The sequence below is a fragment of the Arthrobacter sp. zg-Y1219 genome, from assembly GCF_030125545.1.
Lineage (GTDB): Bacteria > Actinomycetota > Actinomycetes > Actinomycetales > Micrococcaceae > Arthrobacter_B.
In genome coordinates, this window is sequence record NZ_JASKLY010000012.1 from 140,836 (window position 1) to 159,747 (window position 18,912).

Below are 18,912 nucleotides of genomic sequence, written 5' to 3' on the forward strand. Positions count from 1 at the left end.
GTGAGTGCTACTCGTGTTCCTACTCTGAGGGGCTCCTACTCTTGCGGCAGACATTGAACACGAGCCTTGCCCTGCGGGAACTCCGCGAGGTCAGGGCCGCCGGCAGAATTGGGTCTCACCGTGCACAACAGCATTCACCAGTCCTATGTTCGTCATTCCTCCGGTCCGGCACCAGACACAGCCGGACCGGCTTCCTTTGCGCAGCTTCCCCGGCCCGACGGTGCGCCCCGGGAAGACACCACGCGGGAAGACCAGGCAGCTCCGCCGCGCTTTGTCGGCCGGGCCGCGGTGACCGCGACCATCCTTGATCGGCTGGCGGCCGGCGGGGGAGCCGGCTGCATCCTCGTGGGTGAGCCGGGCAGCGGCAAGACCGCCCTGATCCACCACGTGCTGCGGCACTGCAGCTCGGACACCTACGTGGTCCATGTGCGCGGATCTGCCTTCTCCGGGCGCACCCCCTTTGGCGCCCTGACCTTTCTTCTGTCGGAACTGGAACCGGACGTTTCCTCGCACCCGGTGCTGATCCTGCGCGGACTGACCCGCCTGATCCAGGAGCGTGCCCAGGGCCGCGCCGTCCTGCTGGCGGTGGACAACGGAGAAGACCTGGACGAGTTCTCCGCCATGGCCCTCAGCCAGATGGTCCTGAGCCGGACGGCGGGGCTGCTGGCCTGCTTCCGTGATTTCAGCAAGGCGCCGGCGGAGTTCACCGGCCTGTGGCGCGAAGGCATCCTTTCCCGGGTGGACCTGGAGCCTCTGGACCTGGCGGAAACCGCCGAGCTGTTGGCGGCCGAACTTGATGCTCCCGTCTCCGGCGCCGCCGTTGCGGATCTGCAGCGGTTTACCGGCGGCAACCCGCACCTGCTGACCCTGGCCTGCCAGGACTACCGCGATTCCGGCCGGTTGCGCCGCTCCGGAGCGGTCTGGGTGTTGGAACTGAACCAACCCGCACCGGCGGGGCGCGTGGCCGAGGTCGTCCTGGGACGGCTGGCGTCGCTGACCGAGCGGCAGACGGCGCTGGTGCGCACCGTGGCGCTGGCGGGCTCAATGCCGCTGGCCGCGGCCCTGCACGACGTGGAACCCGGAGAAGTGGACACGCTCCAGGAACAGGGGATCCTCGCCGTCGACCGGCAGAGTGTTCCGCGTGTGCGGATCCGGGATGCGGTGCTGGCGGGCGCCGTCCGCCTCTCCCTTGATGCCACCGAGCGCAGGCGGCTCCTGCACCGGCTGCGGTCCGCCGTTGCGGTGTCACCGCAGGAGAACGGTGCGGCAGGTGCCAAGGGGACACCGGAGAGCGACGACGTCGATCCGGCGGCGGGCGTGCTGGATCCGGCGAGCCTGGCGCTGTGGCGCCTGGACGGCGGCGAGTCGTTGACTCCCGGCGCGGCAGTGGCTGCCGCCCGGGCTGCCAACGAGGCGGGCGATCCGGCGGGCGCCATCCGCTTCCTTTCCGCCCGGGTGGATTTTGGGCGGAGTGCTGAAGCCGTGTTGGAGCTGGTGGCCGCCCGGATGACACTGGGCGAATACGGCGCGGCCATGGCAGCGCTCAGCGGCTACCGAAACCGCGGGCAGGAGGCCACGCCGCTGGAGGAGGTGCGGCTGCTGCTCGCGGAAAACCGGGTGCTGTGCATGGCCGCCACAGGGGCCCTGTCCGGTGGACTTCCGGCCGGATCCCTGCCTGCCGGCGCCGCGAAAAAGCATGACGAGCTGCTGCGGCAGGCCGAACAACGGGTGGCGGAACTCGCTGCGGCGGGGACGATCAGCAGGGCGGACACCGCCGTGCTGGACCGCGGCATGATCCTGGCCAGGGCGGAGTGCAACTCGACCCACGGGCGGTTCCTGGAGAATGCCGCCTATCTGGCTCCGGTGCACGCCGGTGCGTCGGGGCGTGACAAGGGATTCCGGGTTCTGATCGGTTCCTGGCTGTGTGAGGCGCTGGGGATGACGGACCGGCAGGATGACGCCGTGGAGCTGGCCCAGGAGGTTGAGCGGCTCCTGGCGGAGCCGGACGTCAGCCCCGGTGACAGGAGCTCGTCATTTGCGCGGATCATCCACGTCTACCTGGCTATCGGCGCCCTGCAGGATGCCACCCGGCTCCTGGCCCAGCAGCAGGCGCACGGGCAGCCCACCCTGTTCCCCGGGATGTTTGGCGAACTGGGCGAGGGGCTGCTGCACGCCTTTGCCGGGGATCCGGAGCAGGCGTTGCGCTGCCTGGTTCCCGCCGTCGCGCAGCTTCGGCTCGGAGGCCCGGAATCGATGATCCCGCTCGCCGCGGCGGCCGCGGCCTACTGCCATGCGCTGCAGACGGACCGCTTGGGAGCGGAGATGTACCTGAAGCTGGGCGCCAAGGCAGCCGACGGCGGCCCCTGGTCGGTGCGCCGCGGCGCCCGGCACTTTGCCGCCCTCGCCGACGCAGCCCTGGCCGGTTCCGTCCCGTATGCCGCCGGCACAGGTTCCGCGGGCGGCAGTTCCGCCGGCGCCCGCACCACGAGGTCTCCGCAAACGGCGGCCCGGCGCTTCATCGATCTGGCTGCCCATGACCACCGGCGCGGTGCGTACTCCTACGAACTGCTCTCCCTGCTCAGCGCCGTCCGGCTGGGAGACCTGGAGAACTTGGACCGGGTCCTCTCGGTGGCAGCCCATCAGCAGGGACCCTTTGCCAGGATTTGTGAGACCTATGCCAAGGGGGCCGGCAGCTTTGATGCGCAGCTGCTGATCCAGGCGGCGGAAATGGCGGAGGCCAACGGCCAGGTGTTGTTCGCCCGGGAAGCGTCCGAACGCGCGTTGGCGGTGGCATCAGGTGCGGGGGACCGGGCCACGGTGCGGTTCATCCACCGCAGCCGGCGCGGCACTGCAACCCCGGGAGCCGTCGAGGGAACGGACTCCGCAGGTGACTACCTCAGCGCGCTGACGTCGCGGGAACGGTCGATCGCCCGGATGGCTGCCGCCGGGACAAGCAACAAGGCCATCGCCGCTGAGCTGAACATCTCGGTGCGGACCGTGGAAGGACACCTGTACCAGGTGTATTCCAAGCTCCATGTGGGGAGCCGGCGGGAGCTGGCCAAGATCATCGCCGACAAGTCAGGGGAACGGAAATGATGGGCAGCACCGGTACCGGCGAGCGCAGTACGTCCGCCCTGTTGCTTGGCCGGGACAAGGAAGTGCAGGAGATCACCGCCCGGCTGCTCGAACCCGGACTGCGCGGCGCCGTGATTATCGGAGCCGGGGGCATGGGCAAATCGGCGCTCGCGGACCACGTGCTGGAACGGCTGGACGGCATCGTGAGCGCTTCGTTCATCCACGGGAGCCCCGTCCTGTCCCGCATGCCGTACGGTGTGCTGTCGCCCTACCTTGAAGCTGCCGGCCCCGAGGACATGGAGTCGCCGCTGGCGGTCCTGCGCACGATCCGCCGCTACTTCCGCCGGCTCACCGAGACGGGCAGCCCGCAGCCGCTGCTGGTGATTGATGATGCCCAGTACCTGGATGAGGCGAGCTGCCACATCCTGACGCAGCTGGCGATGTCCGGCGAGCTGCGGCTGCTGGTGCTGACACGTCCCCGCGCACACCATATCCACGAACTCCTCTCGCTGGCCCGCGACGGTTTGCTGGCCCGCATTGATCTTGGTCCGCTGTCGGCGGAAGCGGTTCACGAAGTGTGCCAGGGTGTCCTCGGCGGTCCGGTGCTGAGGGCCACCTCGGCACTGCTCGGCGCGGCATCCGGGGGCAATCCGCAGTTCCTGAAGGCGCTGCTCGCCCAGTCCCGCCGGCACGGCCAGCTGGCCGAAGGCAACGGTGCCTGGTTCCTGCGCAGCGAGCCCGACGGCATGGACGCCTCAGTGGTGGACCTGGTCAAGGGACAGCTTGCGAGCCGGACACCCGCGGAGCGTGAAGTACTGGAAACCCTGGCACTGGCGCAGCTGCTGCCCCGTTCCGTCCTCTCCGCCGTCAGCGGGCCCGCCCCGGTCCACGCCCTGCTGGCTGACGGCGCCCTGCAGCCCGGTACGGGACGGGCCGAACTGCTCGGCCTGCCTCAGCCGCTGCACGCCGAAGTCATCCGGTCCCTGGTACCCGCTGTCCGCAGCGCTGCCCTTCGGGCCCGGGTGCTCAGCGCGCTGGACAGCGAACAGGCGCGCGGGGCAACGTTCCCCGCGGATGACGCGGGCTGGCTCCGCCGCATGGAATGGGGTCTGGACTGCGGTGACACGGTGACGGACGAGGAGCTGGTTCGAGCCGCAAGAATGGCCAACGACGCTGCCCGGCCTGCGCTGGCGGTCCGCTTCGGAGCCGCCGTGCGCAGCGACCGGCACCTGCTTTCGGCGCGCGTGGAAACGGCTTCCGCCAGTGTTCAGGCCGGTGATTTGGCCCGCGGACATGTCCTGCTGGAAGGCATCCTGGAACCCGGACAACCAACCCTGGCGGCGGACCAGGAAACCCTGGAACGTGCGGTGCTGGCGACGGCCCACCTGTATTTCCGCTCCGGGAAATCCGGAGCCGAGATGACTGATCTCGCCGATGCGTGGTGCGCCGCGTCCGAAGAACTTTCCGCCCGAAACGGGGGCAGTGGAGAACTTCCCGAAGGGGCTGCCGCAGGGGTTGAACTGCTGCGCACCATGGCCCTGATGGTGGACGGAAACTACCCTGCCGCACTGGCCCGGCTTACCGGCCCGGCCGTCCACCGGATGCCGGCGGACTCCGGCGCAGATCCCCGGTGGGCCGTGGCGTTTCACTGTCTGCTGGCCGAACTGCTGGTGTCGTCGGGCGGGATCAGCAGCGCCCTGGAGCATTCCGGTGCCGCCCTTGAATTTATCGGGCGCCACGGCGGAGCCCTCAATGCCGCGTGCGGAGGAGCACTGGTGCGTCACGCGCAGGGGTTGCTGCACGGGGGCCGTTTTGCTGACCTCGAGCAGCTCCTGGAGGCAGTGCTGGAGGGGCCAGCGCATCACCTGATCACATACGGCGGCACCATGGGGGTTTTTGAGGGCGCGGTGGAGATTCACCAGGGCAGGCTGCGGGAAGGCCTGGAACGCCTGCATCCGGCCGTGGAAGCCCTCAGGGTGTCCGACCCGCAAATGCTCCTGCCCTACGCCCTGGGACTGGCCGGCTACGCGTCCACGGTGGTCGGGGACCAGAACCAGACGGCCCGCTACGCCAAGGAGCTCCGCAGCCTCAGTTGCTCCGGCCCGCGGCCGCAGTGGCTGGTGGGTCAGGCCTACGCCGCTGCGGCCCTGGTGTCGTCTGAATCCGACGGCAGCGTTCAGCAGCTGGCCGAGATCGCCGAGCAGGCGCGCGCCGAGGGATTCCTGGCGGCCGAAATGGACATCCTCGAGCTGTGCCTGGCCGTGGGCGACCTTCGCCAGGCTCCCCGGATGCTGGAGGTCAGCGCGGCCTGCGAGGGAGGGGCAGCGCAGGCCCTGCACGCCTACGCGGGCGCCATAACGTCCGGAAGCCCGGACCGCATGGTGGCAGCCGCCGACGAAGCCGTCCGGCATCGGAAGTACCTGATTGCGGTGGAGAGCATCGGCCACGCCATCCGCTTTTACGGCGAGCACGGCAATCTGCGCCGGCAACGCGCCCTGATCCAGCAGCTGCGCCGGCGCCGCGGGGAGCTCGCCGGAGTCACCGTGTCGTATCTGAGCCCGTCCCTCCACCTGGTCCGGCTGACGCGGCGTGAGCATGAGATCGTCGAGCTGCTGCTCTCCGGCGCCAGCACCAAGGACGTGGCGGCTCATTTCACCCTCTCGCAGCGGACGGTGGAGGGCCATGTCTACCGGATCTACGTGAAGTTGGGGATCAGCCGGCGGGCCGACCTCGAAGCGGCCTACCTGGCGCTGGAGCCGGGGGCCAGCTCGTCGGCCCGCCACTGACGGGCAGCCGGCCGGCAAGCTATGGAGCCGGCCCGGCGGCACAGTGTGCCCGGCTGCTCAGTGGGCCCCGGTTTTATGAAGACCGGCCCAAACGTTGACTCAACGTTTGGGCCGGTTTTTTTGCGTGCCGGAGCACTGCAAAAGGGGCGGCTCCAAGTAGTGGCAGGTAAATCTCCCGCAAAGGGAGAAGTCGGGTCGGGGAGTCGAGTACGCATTACTCGTGCTGCACTTTGCCGCCGCTTCTAATGTCGTTTTTGTTGATTGATTGTTGCGAACTAAAGCGGGTTCCAAATGCAGGTTTGTGCGGTATTCCCAGAACGGAATTATCCGGCGCAAACCACGGCCCGCTTCGCAGCCAGTCATCCGGCGCCCCAGGCGCCGGCCCCCCGACCGGGGTCGACGGCGTCGAAGCCTCTTGAGACCAAGGCTTCCCCCCAGCCGTCGTCGGCCCCTTCGGAAGCCTCCAAATCATAGGGAGGGTCCCTGATGACCGAAGTCAAAGATGCCCCAGCCCGGCTCGATCTGACGCTGCCCGTTCCCTTCACTTTCCCCGACTACAAAAGCTTCACGCCCGTGCGGCGGCGGCTGGCCAGTGACAGCGTGCGGGAGACCAACCGCTACCGCAAAATCCTGCTGGCCTTTGATCTGGCAGTGGTGACCTCTGCCGTGGCGGTGGCTCATCTGACGCGGTTCGGAGTGGAAACGCAGTACATGTCCGGCGGTGGAAACCTGAACATTCCCTACATCGCCGTCTCCGCCGGCATCTGGGCCGCCTGGGCGGTGTCGCTGGCCATCTACCGGACCCGCGATGCGCGGATTGTCGGCACCGGAGCCGATGAATACCGGCGCGTCACCAGCGCCACTGTGGTGGTGATGGGGCTCATCGCGGTGTTCTGCCTGGCCCTCCAAGTGGATATTGCCCGCGGCTACTTCGCGCTGGCGTTTCCGATCGGGCTGGGCGGTCTCCTGATCTTCCGGTTCCTGCTGCGCCAGTGGCTGGCGGGGCAGCGGAGGAAGGGCCGGTACCTCTCCAAGGTCATCATCCTGGGCAAGCCCAAGGATGTCCGCTACGTGGCCAATCAAATCCAGCGCAGGGACGGCTCCGCTTACCGGGTCATCGGCGCTGCGCTCACCACCCCCGGCGACAAGGAGCTGTGCGTCAACGGGAAGCGGATTCCCGTCGTGGCGGACCGCGACACCGTGGTGGGAGCCGTGCGCCAGCTGCGGGCCGACGCCGTCATCGTCGCCGGCCGCATGAAGGGCGGCAGTTCCTACGTGCAGAAGCTGGGCTGGCAGCTGGAGGAATCCGCCACCCAGCTCATCCTGACCACCGGCCTGACCAACGTGGCAGGACCCCGGATCCACGCCCGTCCCGTAGAGGGCCTGCCCCTGATGCACGTGGAGCTGCCGCAGTACGCAGGCGGCAGGCACATGCTCAAGCGCGGACTGGACATGCTGCTTTCCGGCGGCGCGCTGGTGGCACTGATTCCGGTCTTCGCGGTCCTCGCGGTGCTGATCCGGCGGGACAGCCCGGGCCCGGTGATTTTCCGCCAGGAACGGGTGGGCCGCGGCGGCGAACCCTTCGAGATGCTCAAGTTCCGCTCCATGGTGCAGACCGCCGAGGATGACCTGGCCGGCCTGCTGGACCGAAACGAAGGCTCCGGAGTGCTCTTCAAGATGCAGCATGACCCGCGTGTCACCTCGGTGGGCCGCTGGATGCGCAAGTACTCGCTGGATGAGCTGCCGCAGCTCTGGAACGTCTTCCTGGGGCACATGTCCCTGGTGGGCCCCCGGCCGCCGCTGCCGCGTGAAGTGGCGCAGTACGGCGGCCAGGTGCACCGCCGCCTCTACATCAAGCCCGGCCTGACCGGCATGTGGCAGATCAACGGGCGGTCGGAACTCAACTGGAAGGACGGCGTACGGCTGGACCTGTACTACGTCGAAAACTGGTCGCTCGCCGGCGACCTCATCATTCTCTGGCGCACGGTGCAAATGCTCCGCCGGCCAGTGGGCGCCTACTAGCCCGTCCCTTCCGGCTTCGGCTGGTCTCATCACAAAGAAAGCGGAAACCATGAAAAAATCCCTAGTTACCGGCGCCGGCGGATTCATTGGCGGCCACCTCGTTGCCCGGCTGCTCAGCGACGGCCACGAGGTGCGGGCAGTGGACTGCAAGCCCCTGGACGAGTGGTACCAGATCTCCGAGGGCGCTGAAAACATCCAGGGGGACTGCTCCCTTCTGGAGACGGCGCACGAGGTCAGCCGCGGAATGCAGGATGTGTACAACCTCGCCGCGGACATGGGCGGCATGGGGTTCATTGAGAACAACAAAGCCCTGTGCATGCTCACCGTCCTGACCAGCACGCACATGCTCGTGGCAGCCCGCGACGCCGGAGCGGAACGGTTCTTCTACAGCAGCTCGGCGTGCGTCTATGCGGCCGACCACCAGACGAACGCCGACGTCGTGGCGCTGCGGGAGGAAGACGCCTATCCGGCCCAGCCCGAGGACGGCTACGGCTGGGAGAAGCTGTTCACCGAACGCATGTGCCGGCACTTCCAGGAGGACTACGGCCTGCAGACCCGGGTGGCCCGCTTCCACAACGTGTATGGCCCGGAAGGCACCTGGGAGGGCGGCCGGGAGAAGGCGCCGGCAGCACTGTGCCGCAAGTTCGCCCACGCTTCGCTGACCGGAGAGCTGGACGTGGAAATCTGGGGCGACGGCGAACAGACCCGCAGCTTCATGTACATCGACGACTGCGTCCGCGGCATCCTGGAAATCATGAACGGCGACTCCGCCGAACCGGTGAACCTGGGATCGGCTGAGCTGGTGTCCATCAACCAGATGGCGGACCTGCTGGAGAAGATCTCCGGCACGGTGGTCAACCGCAAGTACAAGCTGGACGCCCCGCAGGGCGTGCGTGGCCGGAACAGCGACAACACGCTGTTCCGGGACACCTACGGCTGGGAACCGTCCATCTCCCTGTATGACGGCCTGGAGCGGACCTACGCCTGGATCCAGGACCAGGTCAAGGCGCAAAGGGTGTAGCCGTGCGCATCCAAATGCATGATTTCTCCGGTCATCCCTTCCAGGCCGAGCTGTCCCGCGAGCTGGCGGCCCGCGGGCACTTTGTGGACCATGTGTACTCGACGCAGTACGGCAGCGGAAAGGGAACGCTGGAACGGACGGCGGCGGATTCGGACCGGCTGACCTTTTCTCCGCTCACCGCGGACACGCCGTTCCAGAAATACAGCGCCATGGGCCGGATCCGGTTCGAACGGTCCTATGCGGCGGCCTGGCAGAAGCACATCCGGGCCACCGCCCCGGACTGCATCGTGGCCTGCAACGTGCCGCTGTTCACCCTGGCCGATTTCCGGCGGGCAGCCGCCCGCCGGAAGCAGCCCTGGCTGCTCTGGCACCAGGACCTCTTCAGCAACGCCATTTCCGAGGAGCTCAGCCGGCGGCTGCCCGGGCCGGCGGCCTTCGCCGGCCGTGCCCTGGTACGCCGCATGGAGGCGAAGGTGGTGCGCTCAGCCACGCAGGTGGTGGCGATCGGTGAGGAGTTCCGTCAGGCGTACCGGCTCTGGGGTCTGGCCACGGACCACGTCACAGTCATCCCCAACTGGGCGCCGCTGGATGAGATCACACCGCGTCCGCGGGAAAACGCCTGGTCGGCGCGGCATCTGCCGGCCGGGCCGGAACTGCGGCTGCTGTACGCAGGAACCCTGGGCCGCAAGCACAATCCGCTGCTGCTGGCCGGGCTGCTGAGGTCGGCGCTGGCTGCGGGCCTGCCTGCACGGCTGGTCGTGGCCTCGGAAGGGGACGGGATCGAGATGCTGCGGGAGGACGTCGGCCGTGAACCGGAGCTTCCGGTCACGCTGCTGCCGTTCCAGCCGGCGGCAGAGCTGCCGGACATGCTGGGCTCCGCTGACGTGTTGGTAACCATCCTGGAACCCGGTGCTTCCCGCTTCTCGATTCCCAGCAAGGTGCTGTCCTCGCTGGCCGCGGGCCGCCCGATCCTTGGGCTGATGCCCGATGACAACCCGGCCGCGGCGGACATTCGGTCTGCGGACGGGTTTGTCGGCCCGCCCACCGACTTCGGAGTTGCCGGGGGCGTGGGATGGCTGCGCCGGCTGCACGGGGATCCGGCTGCGGTCCTTGCCGCGGGCGCAAAGGGACGGGAGCTGGCGGAGAGCAGGTTCGGCATCGGACCCATCACCGACCGCTTCGAAGCGGCGCTTCGGCGCGCGGCTCCCGGACTTCCCGAGCCCGCTGACCTGGACACCTTGCCCCGGCTCCGCCCCGCTCACGCCGCCGCGCCGCGTGGCTTCCTGCGAAAGGTGTCGTGATGCTCAAGCACCAGCCGGACGGGCAGGCACCGGAGACCGGGCCGGCGCCGCAGGACGACGGCGGTGCGCCGCGGCGCCGTCGTCCTCCGGTGATTGACCTTTCCCGGGCACCGGGTGCGGGTGAGGCGTGGGGCCGGCCGCGGGCGGTGGTGTACCTGTGGTCGGCGTGTGAACTGGTCTTCGTCACCAACCCGTGGCAGATCAGTTCGCGCCTGCGCGTGGCAGTGCTGCGGGCCTTTGGCGCGGAGATCGCCGACGGGGTGATCTTCCGTCCGCGGACCCGGGTCAAGTCACCGTGGAAGCTGCATGTCGGGGCGCGTACCTGGATCGGTGAAGGCGTCTGGTTCCACAACCAGGACCACGTTTATGTGGGCGCCGACGTCGTGATTTCCCAGGAGACGTTCCTGACCACCGGCAGCCACCGGGTGCGCAGCGACATGGGGCTGGTCACCAGCCCCATCCGGATTGCGGACGGTGCCTGGATCACGTCCCGCTGCATGGTCCTCGGCGGATCCCTTATCGGGGAGTCGGCCGTCGTGCAGCCCATGACGCTGGTCAAGGGCGAGGTGGGCGCCAACCGCGTGTTTGGCGCTGCGGTGCCGCCCGCGGAACTGGGCTACAGGTTTGCTCCGGAAACAGCTGCCGGTGAAGCCCGTCCGGGGGAGCGGGCATGAGCTTCACCGGGCAGCCGCACTTACTCGGCGGGAACGGTCTCCTGGACCATCTCCTCGAGGACCGGGAAGATCTTCGAGGCCAGGTAGGCATGGCCCTCGTCGGTGGGGTGGATGCCGTCGGCGCCGATGAGTCCTTCATCGGCGTCGGCAAGCCAGCCCTCGGCGAGGGCGTCAATGTAGAGGATGCCTTCGTCGGCCGCCGCCTGCTTCATCTCTGCGTTGTTGGCAGTGATGAAGCTGGGAACGGCTCCGTTGACCCAGATGGGCCCGACAACCACCAGCCTGGCCTGCGGAGCAATGTCATGGATGTCCGAGTAGAGGGACGTCGCTGCGTTGTACATGGCCTCCTTCGTCTGCCGGCCGTCGTTGCGGCTGCCGAACACCACCACCACATCGGCGGTGGGGCGGAGGCGGAGCGTGGCGGCTTCACGAAAGACCAAATCGGTGCTGCCGCGGGCCAGATAGCCCGAGCCGGGCTGGGCCATGACGTTGAGCTCCACCCGGGCGCCCTGATCGTAAAAACGCGAGCCCACTACTTTGGTCCAGTTCTCGGCTCCGTTGCCGCCCTCGGAGGAGCCGCCAACGTAGGAGTCGCCCAGGATGTCGATTTGCGGCACCTTTTTTCCCACGGCCGGCGTGGTGCCCGACGGTTGCGGAGCGCCGCTCGCCTCCGTCGACTGGGACATTGCGTAAAAGGTCAGCAGCCCGGCGGCCAGGAGAAGGCCCAAAAATCCAAGGATCTTGGGCCACCGGCGGCGGCTGGAATAGGAGGTTCGGCGATCATCGCGTCGAGTTGACATTCCTAAATGATAACCGAGCGGTCTCGTAGGATGAACGCTTATTCAAAACAATAAAAATACTTGCTTCAGGGGGGAAAGTACGTGAATAAAATACCTGTATCTGTGTTGGTGCAAACAAAAAACGAGGAAAGGGGAATTGCCGGCTGCCTGGCTGCTCTCGAGGAATTTGATGAGGTAATTGTTGTTGATTCCAACAGCACTGACCGCACCGCGGAACTGGCCAAGGAGGCCGGTGCCACGGTCATCAACTTCACCTGGGACGGCAAGTTTCCGCAGAAGAAGCAGTGGCAGCTCACCGAAGTGGACACCCGCAACGAGTGGCTGCTGATGCTGGACGCTGACGAGTTCCCCACACCGGAGCTGGCCCGCGAACTCCGGGCCATTGCCGAGGACCCCGCCGAAATCCGGGTGGCGTTTGACCTGCCGGTGGCCTACCACTTTGCCGGAGTGGGGCTGCAGCATGGTCACCGCGTGGTGAAGCGCTCGTTCCTGCGGCGCGGAATGAACTCCTTCCGCAACATCGACCTGCTCCATCTGCCGGGCATGGGTGAAGTGGAGGCGCACTACCAGCCGGAACCGCGCGGACCGGTGGGCAGGACCACCGCGAAGCTGGTCCACAACGACGTGGATCCGGTCCGGACCTGGTTCGACCGGCACAACCGCTATTCCGACTGGGAAGCCTTCATCCGCACCCATCCCGGCATCCGAGGCACCGTCCGCGAGTCCAAGAGCGGGCAGGGGCGCCGGTTCGATGCCCTTCCGCTGAAACCCCTGGTCTTTTTTCTCTACAGCTACGTACTGCGCAGAGGGTTCCTGGACCGCAGGGCCGGCTTTGACTACGCCCTGGCGCTGTCCATGTACTACTGGCAGATCGGGCTGAAGAGCCGGGAAATGCAGCGCGCGCAGGCCGCCGCCGAGCAGGTGACCGCCCATGGATAACACCGGCGCGAACCCCGCGGGCGCAGAGCGCCGCGGCCTTCGAATCCTGCAGCTCGGCGGGTTGGCCGGCCCCGGAGCCGCAGCCGGCGGTGTCTGGGCCGTTGCCCGGACCCAAAGCGCTGCCCTGACAGGCATCGGCGAACACACCGAACTCGTGGGCGGCTGGCTGGGCGCGGTCCCGGCTGCAGCGGAAACCGCCGGCGGACCGGGCCCGGTTCGGCTGTTCCGGGTCCGGCGGCCGTTCCCCGGGGCACGTCTGCGCGGGCTGGTGAGCCTGCGCCTGCCCCGCTATGTGGCGGCCGGCGCCGCGTCGGCGGATGTGGTCCAGGTTCATCTGTGCCGCGACTTCATCACCACAGCGGCCACCCTGCTGCTCGGCCGGGGGAACACCCCGGTGATTGCACAGTCCCACGGCATGCTGGCGCCGTCGCGCTCGTTGCCCGTCCGGATGTACGACGCCGTCATCACGCGCCGGCTGGTGCGCATTCCGCGGCTCTGGTTGACGCTGACCGAGGACGAGGAACGCGGCCTGCAGCATCTGGGCGTTGATCCGGCCCGGATGCGCCGCGTGGTTAATGCCACCGCCGAGTCCGGGAGCGCCTGGGCGGATCCGGAGCCGCAGGTGTTCCTGTTCGCTGCCCGGCTGGCCGCCCGCAAGCAGCCGGCAGTGTTCGTCCAGGCAGCGTTGGACGCGCTTGACCGTGGACTCGATGCCCGCTTCATTCTTGCCGGGCCGGACCAGGGGGAGACCGCTCGCGTCCGCGCCCTGATCGCCGCGTCCGCGCACGCCGAACGTTTCGAGCTGCCGGGGGAGCTGTCTCCTGCGCAGGTGCAAAGCGCCATGGCAGAATGCACGGCATATGTGTTGCCAGCGCTAAAGGAGCCGTATCCAATGTCAGTGATCGAGGCAGCCGCCGCAGGAACACCGCTGATCGTGACGTCCGAATGCGGACTCGCGGCCGACCTCTATGAAGCGGATGCCGCCGTGCTGCCGGAGCCAACGGCAGAGGCTTTCTGTGAGGCCATGCTGAAACTGGGCGCCGATTCGGGCCGGCGGGCTGAACTGGGATTGAACGCACGCCTGCTGCACCGGCGGCTGTGGTCCGCCCAGCGTCTGGCCGAGGATCTCCGCGGGCTTTACCTGGAGGCCATGGGAGCGGCGGCAGCGGCCGCGCCCGCCGAAACCGTCCGGCAGGGAGCCCGGTCATGAGCACGAAACAGGTGCCTCCGCTGACCCCGCCCGTCCCGTACAACGGCCGCGGAGCCGAACAGCGGACCGGAGTCCGCACCGCCGTCGCACTGGTGGCCTTTCTGCTGTTCGCTGTGGTCTTTCCGCTGGAGGTCCGCGGCGCCAGCGCCGTCCTCTTCAGCAACAGCGACTTCCTGATCCGGTACGCCGTGGCGCTCTATGCCTCCGTGAAGCTTGCGCTGCTGCTGTGGCAAGGCGACATCCGGCCCGTCGCCGGGGTGTTTTGGATTTTCGTCTACACCGGCATGGGCCTGGCACCGCTGGCCCAGCTGGCCACCGGCCGTTCCACGGCCCTGGCCATTCAGGTCGGCGACCGCGAGCTGACCATGGCCAGCCTGCTCACGCTGCTGGGATGTGTCTGCTTTGACGTGGCCTATCATCTGAAGCTGCGCCGGCGGGGCGGTGCCTCACCGCAGCTGCGCTTCCGGACGCTGCGCAGCATGGACGTGCTGCGGATCTTCTCGGTGGCTGCCGTGGTGGCGGCCCTGGTGTACATCATCCAGGTGGGCGGTCTGTCGGTGTTTTTCCTCAGCCGTCAGGAAACCAGCCAGGCACTGGATGAGATCAGTCCCGACAGCGGGCAGGCCCTGCGCGCCATCATTTCCGCTGCCGGTTCGGTTGGCTGCCTGACGGCGCTGATCTTTTACCTGCACGTCTGGCGCACCCGGGACGTTGCCCTGGCAGCGGTGGACGGCCTCCTGGTGGCTGCGCTGGCGGTGATGAACATTGTGGTCAACAACCCCGTCTCCAATTCCCGGTACTGGACGCTGGCAGTGGTCTTTGGCCTGCTGCTGCCCCTGATCCGCGGCCGGAAGGGAATGTTCAACGCGGCGGTGGCCGGCGGGGTGATCGCATCCATCGTCATTTTTCCGCTGTCCGACATTACCCGGCGGGCGGCCGGAACGGGTGCGCCGCTCAGCAGCGAGTCCGTGTGGATCACCATCGCCACCAAGGACTACGACCAATTCACGATGTTCGCCAACACCCTGGCCTACACCGCGGACCACGGTTTGTCGTGGGGGATGCAGGCCCTGGGCCCGGTGCTCTTCTGGGTACCCCGCGTCATCTGGCCCGACAAACCGCTGGACACCGGCGTCGAGGTGGGCCAGTGGATGAACAGCATCAACGTCAACCTGTCGGCGCCCCTGTGGGCCGAAGCCTGGATCAACTTCGGGCTGCCGGGCCTGATCCTGGTGTTCGCCGCGCTGGGCCTGCTGGCCCGGCGGCTGGACTCCGGATTCCGGGCTGAAATCCTGAGCAAGGGTTCGGTCGGATACCTGGGCATTTCCATCTTTGCCGGATACCTGTTCATTCTGCTGCGCGGGTCGCTGCTGCAGTCCATGGGCCGGTTGATGATCCTGGTACTTTCAGTCCTGATCCTGACCGCTGTGACAAACCGCCGAGAAAGGCTGCAGCCATGAGTCAGACCCTGCCGCAAACACCCCGAGCCACCTTCCAGGAGTCCTTCAACCAGCTCAAGCAGGCGCAGAAAACCCGCAAGGGCGTGCCGCTGTATCTGCTGTACGTCAACCGGCCCGCCGGCCGTGCCGTGGCGGCAGCGCTGCGCCACAGCGGCCTGACGCCCAACCACGTCACCCTGGCCGGCGCGGTGCTGACCTACGGCTCGCTGGTGTGGCTTGCCTTCGGAGCTTCGGCGAACCTTTCATCGGCGCTGGTCGGTGTCCTCCTGGCCCTGGGCTACATCCTGGACTCGGCCGACGGGCAGCTGGCCCGCCTGCAGGGCGCCAGTTCCGCCTTCGGGGAGTGGCTGGACCATGCCCTGGACAACGGCCGCATCACCGTGATGCACATTGCCGCCTTCTGCTTCCTCGCCCGCACCACCGACTACGACCACATCCTCCTGGCGACAGCCTGCGGACTGTTCCTGCTGTCCAGCTCCTGCATCTTCTTTGGCGGCGCGCTGCTGGACCAGCTGCGGAAGAACGCCAAGGCGTTGGCCGCACCGGAAGCGCCGGTGCCAGCGCCGTCGGCACCAGGCGCACAGCCGGGGGCAGCCGCCGAGCGGGACAACAACCGGCGCCTGCTGCGGCGGTCGGTGCTGACCCTGCCGGTGGACTACGGCATGACGTGCCTGGCGTTTCTGCTGCTGCCCTGGCCGCAGGTGTTCCTGGTGGCCTATCTGGTGCTGGCGGCAGCACACGTGCTGATGTGTGCGGCCTTCCTGCCGAAGTGGCGCTCCGAACTCCTGGCGCTGGGTTAGGTGGGCGGATTCCGCCGGCTGGTCACCTTCGCGGACCAGGGCGTTTCCAGCGTCTCGAACTTTGTGGCGGTGGCTGTAGCAGCCAATGTGGCAACCGCCGCGGATTTTGGCCAGTTCTCCCTGGCCTACGCCGGCCTGCTGCTGTTTCTGGGCGGGCAGCGGGCCCTGGTGGGCGAGACACTCCTGGTGCGCTATTCCCAAAGCGGCACCCTGACCCGGCAGGTGGCATCAGCGAGCCTGGGCGCCACCGCGCTGGTGGCAGTGCCCACGATCCTGCTGCTGCTGGCCGGGGCACTGCTCTCGGGCCCCGAAAATGCCCGCCTCTGGCTGGTCATGGCCGCAGTGTCGCCGTTTGTGCTGCTGCAGGACAGCCTCAGGTACCTGTTCATCTGCCAGGGACGTCCGGCGCGGGCGCTTTTGATTGACGGCATCTGGGCCGTGGGATCCATTACCGCCATGCTGCTGACCGCCCGGTCCGGCGGCGAGCTGTGGATGGTCCTGGTCTGGTGGGGGATCGGTGCCGCCGTCGCGCTGGCGGTGGGGCTGCTCCTGGCCCGGAGCGTTCCGGCCGTTCCCTCCGGGATCCGCTGGCTGGTCCTGAACCGGGACTTTGCCTTCCGCTATCTTGCCGAATTTGCCACCCTCAACGCTTCCACCTTCGCCGTCCTGTATTTTCTGGTGTTTCCGCTCGGCGCGGCGGGCGTGGGGGCGCTTCGCGCGGCGCAGCTCCTGTTCTCGCCGTTGAACACCGTCTTCGGCGCCATCAAGACGGCCGTGATCCCCGAGCTGGTCCGGACCCGGGGAACCGCAGCGTTCCGCAGCAGGCTGCTGGAGACGTTTGGCATTGTGCTGGTCCTGTCCCTGGGGTGGGGCGCAGCCGTGCTGCTGCTGCCGGCGTCCGCCGGCGAGTTTGTCCTGGGCGAGACCTGGCACAACGCCTCGGAGCTGCGCTGGCCGTACGCGGTGCAGTATCTGGCGATGGTGCCCTACACGGTTCTTTTGGCCTACTTCCGGGCCGCTCAGGCCAACCGGCTGTCGACCCTGATGCGCGGCGTCCTCGCGGCGCTGACGCTCGCGCTGCCGCTGGCCCTGGCGCTGGGCGGATCGGCGGCGGCGTCGGCCTGGGGATTCACCGGCGCCGTGGCCGTGGCAGCGGTCTGCGGCCTGCTGGCCGTCCGTGCCGGCCGCAGCCGTTCCACACGGGCTGCGGCAAGCGCACTCGAACCGGTGGAGTAGCCCCCGGGCAAACAAAAAGCCTTCCGGATGGTGTGCCTTGGCAAGCTGCACACCATCCGGAAGGCTTTTGCGTCTTCGGTGAAACCCCCGTCGCTGCGGGGAGACGTTATCTCTTGCTCAGCGCCCGGGTGTCCTCGCTGTCCCGGACAATGGCGGCTTCGGCTTCGGCCACCGGAGAGGCGGCGCCGCCGTCGTTGTCCCGCACCACCGGCAGCGGGGTGACGCCGTAGTCGGAGAGGTAGGCGGTGTTGGCATCGGGGCCGGTGCGCGGAATGCGGTTGAGGACCACGCCCACAACGTTGGCGTTCACCAGGCTCAGCTGCTCAACCGCCTTGGAGAGGTTGTGCTGGCTGACCCGGGTGGCTCCGACCACCAGCAGGATGCCGTCGGTGTGGCGCGTCAGGATCGGTGCATCGGCCACCGGCAGCACCGGAGGAGCGTCCAGGATAACCATGTCGTACTCGGCTTCCAGTTCCTCGATCAGGTTCTGCATGGTCTCGGATCCGAGCAGCTCGGTGGGATTGGGCGGCAGCGGTCCGGAGGTCAGCACCGACAGGCCGCCGGAGCCCCAGTGCTGGGTGGCTTCGGCCAGGGTGGTGCGGCCAATCAGCACGGTGGTCAGGCCGACGCCGCCTTCCAGTCCGGTGGCGTTGGCCACCGACGGAAGCCGGAGATCGGCGTCAACCAAGATGACCCGCTGTCCGCTTTGGGCGATGCTCAGCGCCAGGTTCAGCGCCACGGTGCTCTTGCCCTCACCGGCCTGCGATGACGTCACCACCAGGGACTTCATCTGCTGGCTGACGGCGACAAACTCCAGATTGGTCCGCAGCTGGCGGAAGGCATCGGTTCCGGAGCCGCCGAGAATCGTCGGCCGGCTGGTTTGCCGCGGCGCCGTGGATTCGGTAATTCCGCCGAGCAGGGGCAGCGGGGTGGACTTGCGCAGATCAGCCTCGGTGCGCACGTGCCGGTCCAGGACATGGCGGAGAATCGCCACCACCAGCCCGAGGGCGAGGCCGTACAACAGTCCCAGTGCCAGGTTCAGCGGTATCTTCGGGCTGGAAGCAGCCGAAGGCGGTTCGGCGGTGTCCACTGACGTGAGCCGCATGGGAGACGGCAGTCCGTTGGTGGGCCGCTCCAGATCAGCCACGGAGGAAATCAGGCTGGCCACCACGCCGTTGGCGATGTCAGCGGCGCGCTGGGCCGAGGAGTCAGCCACCTCAATGTCGATGAGGACGGTATTGCGGGAAGTGGTCGGTTTGATCTTGGTGGCCAGCTCCTGCGGCGACATATCCAGCTCGAGGCTGTCGATGACGGGATTCAGGACCTGCGGCTTGGTCACCAGTTCCACGTAGGACTGCACCCGGTTCAGGGAAAAAGCGCTGCCCTGCTGGAGTTCGACGGTGGTTTCGCCGTTCTGCGTGGAGACGAACAGGCTGCTGGTTGCGGTATAGGTTTTGGGCATAAGAACAGAAATGACGCCCGCGGTAATAAGGCCGATGAGTGCAAATGAGACTATGAGCATCCAATTGCGGCGAAGGATCAGTATTTGTTCGCGCATATCCATTGGTTACCCCTTCCCTTGGATAGG

13 protein-coding genes are annotated in these 18,912 nt (G+C 67.6%); 11 read left to right on the forward strand and 2 right to left on the reverse strand.

Annotation, left to right across the window (positions count from 1 at the left end; translation table 11 throughout):
* The first annotated feature begins 120 nt into the window (after nucleotides 1–120).
* The 6 genes from QNO00_RS07745 to QNO00_RS07770 all read left to right on the forward strand — a co-directional run bounded on the left by QNO00_RS07745 (nucleotide 121) and on the right by QNO00_RS07770 (nucleotide 10,879).
* Entirely contained in the window at nucleotides 121–3,096 is a 2,976-nt protein-coding gene (locus QNO00_RS07745) for a helix-turn-helix transcriptional regulator (protein ID WP_284024138.1), read from the forward strand.
* Nucleotides 3,093–5,861 (forward strand): LuxR C-terminal-related transcriptional regulator, encoded by a 2,769-nt coding sequence (locus QNO00_RS07750; protein WP_284024139.1) that lies wholly within the window; start codon nucleotides 3,093–3,095, stop codon nucleotides 5,859–5,861. Before QNO00_RS07745 ends, QNO00_RS07750 begins: the two co-directional genes overlap by 4 nt.
* Nucleotides 5,862–6,347: 486 nt before the next feature.
* Nucleotides 6,348–7,883 (forward strand): sugar transferase, encoded by a 1,536-nt coding sequence (locus QNO00_RS07755; RefSeq protein WP_229967211.1) that lies wholly within the window; start codon nucleotides 6,348–6,350, stop codon nucleotides 7,881–7,883.
* A gap of 49 nt (nucleotides 7,884–7,932) precedes the next feature.
* A complete protein-coding gene (locus QNO00_RS07760; RefSeq protein WP_229967213.1) occupies nucleotides 7,933–8,904 on the forward strand; it encodes an NAD-dependent epimerase/dehydratase family protein in 972 nt (323 codons plus the stop codon).
* A 2-nt stretch (nucleotides 8,905–8,906) separates the two neighbouring features.
* Nucleotides 8,907–10,205, forward strand: a complete 1,299-nt coding sequence (locus tag QNO00_RS07765) for a glycosyltransferase family 4 protein (protein WP_284024140.1) — start codon at nucleotides 8,907–8,909, stop codon at nucleotides 10,203–10,205.
* Nucleotides 10,205–10,879 (forward strand): LbetaH domain-containing protein, encoded by a 675-nt coding sequence (locus QNO00_RS07770; RefSeq protein WP_229967216.1) that lies wholly within the window; start codon nucleotides 10,205–10,207, stop codon nucleotides 10,877–10,879. The genes QNO00_RS07765 and QNO00_RS07770 overlap by 1 nt, the downstream gene beginning before the upstream one ends.
* Nucleotides 10,880–10,899: 20 nt before the next feature.
* Here the strand turns inward: QNO00_RS07770 and QNO00_RS07775 are convergent, their stop codons facing one another.
* Entirely contained in the window at nucleotides 10,900–11,679 is a 780-nt protein-coding gene (locus QNO00_RS07775; RefSeq protein ID WP_229967218.1) for an SGNH/GDSL hydrolase family protein, read from the reverse strand.
* A 102-nt stretch (nucleotides 11,680–11,781) separates the two neighbouring features.
* Between QNO00_RS07775 and QNO00_RS07780 the strand changes: the two genes are divergently transcribed.
* From QNO00_RS07780 to QNO00_RS07800, 5 genes are read left to right on the forward strand one after another with little or no spacing between them, the layout of a single operon-like run.
* A complete protein-coding gene (locus QNO00_RS07780) occupies nucleotides 11,782–12,618 on the forward strand; it encodes a glycosyltransferase family 2 protein (protein WP_284024141.1) in 837 nt (278 codons plus the stop codon).
* On the forward strand, nucleotides 12,611–13,828 hold the full coding sequence (locus QNO00_RS07785) for a glycosyltransferase (RefSeq protein ID WP_284024142.1): 1,218 nt from the start codon (nucleotides 12,611–12,613) through the stop codon (nucleotides 13,826–13,828). The genes QNO00_RS07780 and QNO00_RS07785 overlap by 8 nt, the downstream gene beginning before the upstream one ends.
* Nucleotides 13,825–15,288, forward strand: a complete 1,464-nt coding sequence (locus tag QNO00_RS07790; protein WP_284024143.1) for an O-antigen polymerase — start codon at nucleotides 13,825–13,827, stop codon at nucleotides 15,286–15,288. The genes QNO00_RS07785 and QNO00_RS07790 overlap by 4 nt, the downstream gene beginning before the upstream one ends.
* A complete protein-coding gene (locus QNO00_RS07795) occupies nucleotides 15,285–16,088 on the forward strand; it encodes a CDP-alcohol phosphatidyltransferase family protein (protein WP_284024144.1) in 804 nt (267 codons plus the stop codon). The genes QNO00_RS07790 and QNO00_RS07795 overlap by 4 nt, the downstream gene beginning before the upstream one ends.
* Nucleotides 16,089–17,324 carry an MATE family efflux transporter gene (locus tag QNO00_RS07800; RefSeq protein WP_284024145.1) on the forward strand — a complete coding sequence of 412 codons (1,236 nt, stop codon included), beginning with the start codon at nucleotides 16,089–16,091 and terminating at the stop codon, nucleotides 17,322–17,324.
* A 106-nt stretch (nucleotides 17,325–17,430) separates the two neighbouring features.
* On the opposite strand, the gene QNO00_RS07805 is transcribed toward QNO00_RS07800, so the two are convergent.
* Nucleotides 17,431–18,888, reverse strand: a complete 1,458-nt coding sequence (locus QNO00_RS07805; protein WP_331461787.1) for a tyrosine-protein kinase domain-containing protein — start codon at nucleotides 18,886–18,888, stop codon at nucleotides 17,431–17,433.
* Nucleotides 18,889–18,912: the final 24 nt, after the last annotated feature.